At 69.8% G+C, this 424-nt stretch carries 1 pseudogene; it reads right to left on the reverse strand.

From position 1 onward, the window contains the following. Window positions 1-424, reverse strand: a pseudogene (locus tag AB0C16_RS40715) (hypothetical protein); the annotation flags it as partial.

Below are 424 nucleotides of genomic sequence, written 5' to 3' on the forward strand. Positions count from 1 at the left end.
ACCGAGAAGTTCGCCGACGAGCTGATCGACGCGGTGTGCGCCAAGGGCGAGACGGACCTCGTCGCCGACTACGCGGCCCTGCTGCCCGTACGGGTCCTCGCCCTCCTCTACGGCTTCGCCGAGGAACAGGGCCCTGGTCTGGTCACCGCGCTGAACGACATGATCGACGGCCGTGACCGGGCCCTGTTCCTCGGCGAAGCCGTAGAGGAGGGCGAGGACCCGTACGGGCAGCAGGGCCGCGTAGTCGGCGACGAGGTCCGTCTCGCCCTTGGCGCACACCGCGTCGATCAGCTCGTCGGCGAACTTCTCGGTGAGGGACCGCAGTTCGAAGGGGTCGACGGCCTCCAGGGCGTCGCTGATCATCGCGGCGCGCTCGCGGTGGCGCTCGCCGACCGTGTAGAGGATCGACGGCTGCTTGTGGCCG

It is taken from the genome of Nonomuraea sp. NPDC048916, assembly GCF_040649575.1.
Lineage (GTDB): Bacteria > Actinomycetota > Actinomycetes > Streptosporangiales > Streptosporangiaceae > Nonomuraea.